The sequence below is a fragment of the Tolypothrix sp. FACHB-123 genome (assembly GCF_014697075.1).
In the GTDB taxonomy this organism is placed as follows: domain Bacteria; phylum Cyanobacteriota; class Cyanobacteriia; order Cyanobacteriales; family Nostocaceae; genus Aulosira.
In genome coordinates this window covers 1-4,396 of record NZ_JACJRE010000139.1, presented here as the reverse complement: position 1 = coordinate 4,396, position 4,396 = coordinate 1, and the positions used below count along the sequence as shown (strand labels likewise).

The following is a 4,396-nucleotide window of genomic DNA, read 5'->3' as shown; positions in this document are numbered from 1 at the left end:
TTTTATTTGTTTTATTTATCATTGCCGGAATTTTTACAATTATCAATGTCATTTTGAAATCTCTCTTAGTTTTTATTAGGAAATAAGATGCGTTTCCCCTATGGTGGAGATGGTAATGATTCAATAGCTTGCTGGAGTAGTGGCATCCTCAATGGTGGAAGCGGTGATGATACTTTCTCTTATGTAGATTTTGCATCCGACATACTTCTTGATGTAGTCAGCGTCACAATAGATGGTGGCACAGGTCAAGATTATTTGGAAGTTAATTATGGTTATACTAAGAGTGGTATTACCATGACCTGGGATGCCATCACTAACCAGGGCACAATTAATAATAGTAATAGCCTAGTTAATTTCTTAAATATTGAAAAATTAAATATTAACGGCACAAGCTATGATGATACCCTTTTAGGCGGTAATGGTGATGATATCCTCGTTGGAGGAACTCCTGTATATGACGATGATTCAATATTAGATGATTATGGTAATGATATTTTAATTGGTGGCAATGGGAATGATTCTCTGACTGGCACTGGTGGTGATGATACCTTTGTTTTTAATAATTACAATGAAGGCATTGATACTATCTTTTTCTTCAATCCAAATAATGATTTAATTCAAGTATCTGCTAATGGTTTCGGTGGTGGATTATCGCCCAGTGTACTTTTATTTAGTCAGTTTGCTATCGGTACTGCGGCTAGCCAAGAATCTCAAAGATTTATCTACGATAATAATACAGGTGCTTTGTATTTTGACCAGGATGGTAATGCTACAGGATTTACTCAAGTACAATTTGCCCAATTGTCTGCGGGATTATCACTGAACGAGAATAATTTTACTGTTGTGTAATCTAGCTCAAATTCTGGGGAAATAATCTGACGCGATCGCACTTTTTATCCCGCAAAAAAATGCGATCGCTCGCCAATCACAATCAAAAGCCACAAAGGCATCGCTAATGCTTTCAAGAATGGCGATTGTTTTGTGTTCAGTTTCTTGGGCAGCGATGCGAGTATGAGGCAGGGAGCAGGGAGCAGAGGAGAAGTAATTACTGACTAATAACTAATGCCCAATGCCCAATGCCCAAGTAGGTGGAGTTTTTTATTCTTCAACCCAAACTGATACTGAACCGCCTAAACAACGAAATTGACCCCAACCCGACTCATTGGTGTATACAGGTTCTTTAACATGTTCTGTTAAATCAATAAATTTAGTATTGGGTTTTCCAACTTCCATCCATTTATCACCTTCAGGGCCATCACTAAGAATTACAGCCATTGCTTTGGGATGATCTTCATCACCTAAACGTGTCCAGCCAATAGTATTCCAATGGTCGAAATAGCTGTATTGCGGGCCATAAGCATAATGCTTGCGTGCATAAAGTAACTTATCCATAATCCAACGGTGAGAGGGCATAAAAATTTTGTAGCTATTGCCATCTCTCCCCTTGTCTTCATATTCTGCACCATAATAATCAGCATGGAAAACGCAAGGATAACCTTCTTCTCTCAGCAAAATAATAGCGTATGCTAGGGGTTTAAACCAAGGTTCAACGACAGATTCCAAGGCTTGTAACGGTTGAGAATCATGATTTTCAACAAAAGTTACAGCATGGGTAGGACGTTTTTGCATCATTGTGTTATCTAAAATCCGGCGCATGTCATAATTGCCTCCAGATTTACTGGCTTGGTGAAAGTTGTAATGTAGCGGTACGTCAAAAACTGACATTTTGCCGCGCACAGCATCAACATACCAAAGCAGAGTATTAATATCGTTAAACCAATACTCTCCCACAACAAATAAATCTTTGCCCGCATGGCGTTCTAGGTCATCTATCCATTGGGGAAAGAACCAAGAGGAGATATGTTTGATGGCATCTAAGCGGAAACCATCGACATTTGTATTATCAAGATACCATTGACCCCAATAAGTGATTTCACCACGTACCCAATCGTTTTGGAAATCGACATCACAACCCATCAAGTAGGCAAAGTTGCCCTTTTCTAAAGCTACGTAGTCATCAAATTTTTTCCCTTCAAGTAAATAAATTGTGCTGCGATCGCCTTGGTTATATTCGTTATAATCAACAGCATCAAAATGCCACCAATGCCATTCAAAGTTAGAGTATTTGCCTTTTCTGCCAGGAAAATCATAATGGGTGTAGGTTTTAATGTCTTGCAACCCACCTTTAGGATTGAGGCGATCATCTTGCCAAAAAGGTGTTGCTTTTGGTGTTTCTGTGCGATCGCCACCCATCCGATGATTTAATACAGCATCGGCGTAAACTTGCAAACCATGTGTTTGCAGAGATTTCACCGCATCAAGATATTGCTGACGGGTACCGTATTTCGTCCGTACTGAACCTTTTTGATCGAATTCACCTAAATCAAATAAGTCATAAACCCCATATCCCACATCATATGCACCAGCAAATCCTTTATAAGCGGGTGGTAGCCATAGGGCTGTAAAACCTGCATCTGCTAATTCTGCGGCGGAAGCTTCTACTTTGCTCCACAAGTTCCCATCATTTGGGGTATACCAGTGGAAATATTGCATCATTGTGCCGTTGATCTGTGCCATGTTTTGTTGTGCTTGTAAAGATTGCGTTCTTCCAAAGATACAGTTGAGATTAGTGGCAATTCGGAATTTTGGCAGTAGTTTTTAGTGAAAAATTTGGAAGAAATAATTAAGAAATTGGCTTTGGCGATGTGCTGGGTTGGGTGCGTAATTGATACTTCAAGAATGTGGGAATGTACCGCGAAGTCTTACTCCTGCAAAGAAGCATCTTTTTTCAAATGGGTATTACTCGATGATACAACTACCCAGACAGCGATCGCACTTAAGCCATACTATCTCACGAAGCAACTGGGCATGAAGGAGCAGTCATGGAATTGGGTACAGCAGCCGCAGAGCCGCCTACAAGAGCAATTTGACCATCGGTAGTTCTTACCAATCTTTGGGCTTCGATAGCCGTCTCGGAACTGGAATTAATATCCAAACTTCTGGTTTCTGCTTCTGTGCGTACCTGTGGCGAACTTTGCCCATCTAAGGTTGCTAATTCAGCTAAGTTAACAGTACCTGTCATTAACTCAAAAGGACTGGGCGGTAAACTGCCGCGTCCAGTAATGATAAATTTACCTAGAGGTTTGGCATTTACACCTCTAGGACACACTTGAGCAAATTTAGTACTAGCATCAAGGACAGTGGAGGGGAGTTCGATAATTCCCTGGGTACGTTGAAGTTCGGGTTGAATAATATTGATTTGTCCTTGCAGTCCTAATTGGGAACTCGCAGTAATTTCACTTTGGTCTGTCGGGAAGGATGCAGGCACAATGCCAAATAATCCTTCTGTGGTGATAATGACATTACCACCCTTGCCTGTAAAAGCATTGGCACGGATATCACTGTTTTCACTAGCGACAGCTGCGATCGCTGTGGCATTAATGTTAATGTTACCGCCGTTACCTGCGCCTTCCTCAATCCCTGCGGTTGCAGAAACCGTACCACCACGCCGCAGTAATAGTAAATTGGTATTGAGTGTAATGTTCCCACCATCAACGGCAAAAGATTCTGCATTGATTGTGCCTTGGTCTTTGACACCAATGCGTGATGAGTTGACAGTCAAATTTCCCGCTTTACCCTCACCACGACTGCGAACTGATAGCGTACTGGGAATACTATCTGTAAGAGAAATTCCTGTTACTTCCACAGAATCTCTAGCATTGATGAGCAAATTACCGCCGTCGCCAGTACTTGTTTGTGATGTCTCCGCTGCGAGAAAACCACCACCACCAACAATTAAGCGTCTGGCGTTCAAGGTTAAATTGCCTGCATTCCCAGAACTATTTGTAGATGTGTTGATCGCACTAAAAAACGTATCATTTGTCGAAGTACCGATAACTTCTACCCAATCGGAAGCATCAATAGTTATAGAACCACCATTACCCGTACCAAATGTACCAGTACCCACTTGTGCCCCATCTTTAATGAGCAAAGAATCTATTTTTATGCTCACATCTCCAGCATCCCCTGTTGAGTTTAGTGTTGTGGAAGCTAATAAGGCACTGGGAAATGTATTATCATTGGTTGCGCCAATTATTTGCACATCTTGAGCATCAACAGCTAATGAACCCCCCTTACCTGCACCAGTTGTAACAGTCAATACTTGCGATCCATCTTTAACCAGCAAGGAACCAGTTTTCGGGACTTCCAAAGAATAAATTATTCCAAGAAAAACAAGAGACAGGTTTTCTCAAGAATGATAATCATTTTAAGGGGGAGAAAAGGGGTTGCTCTCGGCAACCCCTTTTCTCCCCCTCATCTATGCATGAAGAATCTATACACTTGTCGTCTGCTTTGAAGTTAAACAGTGTAAATAAGGGATGTTTTGTAGCTAAAT

The 4,396-nt window shown here is 41.1% G+C and carries 3 protein-coding genes; 1 reads left to right on the top strand and 2 read right to left on the bottom strand.

What is annotated here, in order from left to right:
• The first annotated feature begins 87 nt into the window (after nucleotides 1-87).
• Entirely contained in the window at nucleotides 88-849 is a 762-nt protein-coding gene (locus tag H6G41_RS34245) for a calcium-binding protein (RefSeq protein WP_190752816.1), read from the top strand.
• A gap of 249 nt (nucleotides 850-1,098) precedes the next feature.
• Here the strand turns inward: H6G41_RS34245 and H6G41_RS34240 are convergent, their stop codons facing one another.
• Nucleotides 1,099-2,577 carry an alpha-amylase gene (locus H6G41_RS34240; protein WP_190752813.1) on the bottom strand — a complete coding sequence of 493 codons (1,479 nt, stop codon included), beginning with the start codon at nucleotides 2,575-2,577 and terminating at the stop codon, nucleotides 1,099-1,101.
• Nucleotides 2,578-2,851: 274 nt separating this feature from the next.
• Entirely contained in the window at nucleotides 2,852-4,210 is a 1,359-nt protein-coding gene (locus tag H6G41_RS34235; RefSeq protein WP_190752811.1) for an S-layer family protein, read from the bottom strand.
• Nucleotides 4,211-4,396 lie beyond the last annotated feature (186 nt).

What these genes read in the sequence shown, in the direction of transcription:
- H6G41_RS34245 (WP_190752816.1), top strand. Translation starts at nt 88, where the DNA reads ATGCGTTTCCCCTATGGTGGAGATGGTAATGATTCAATAGCTTGCTGG.
- H6G41_RS34240 (WP_190752813.1), bottom strand. Translation starts at nt 2,577, where the DNA reads ATGGCACAGATCAACGGCACAATGATGCAATATTTCCACTGGTATACC.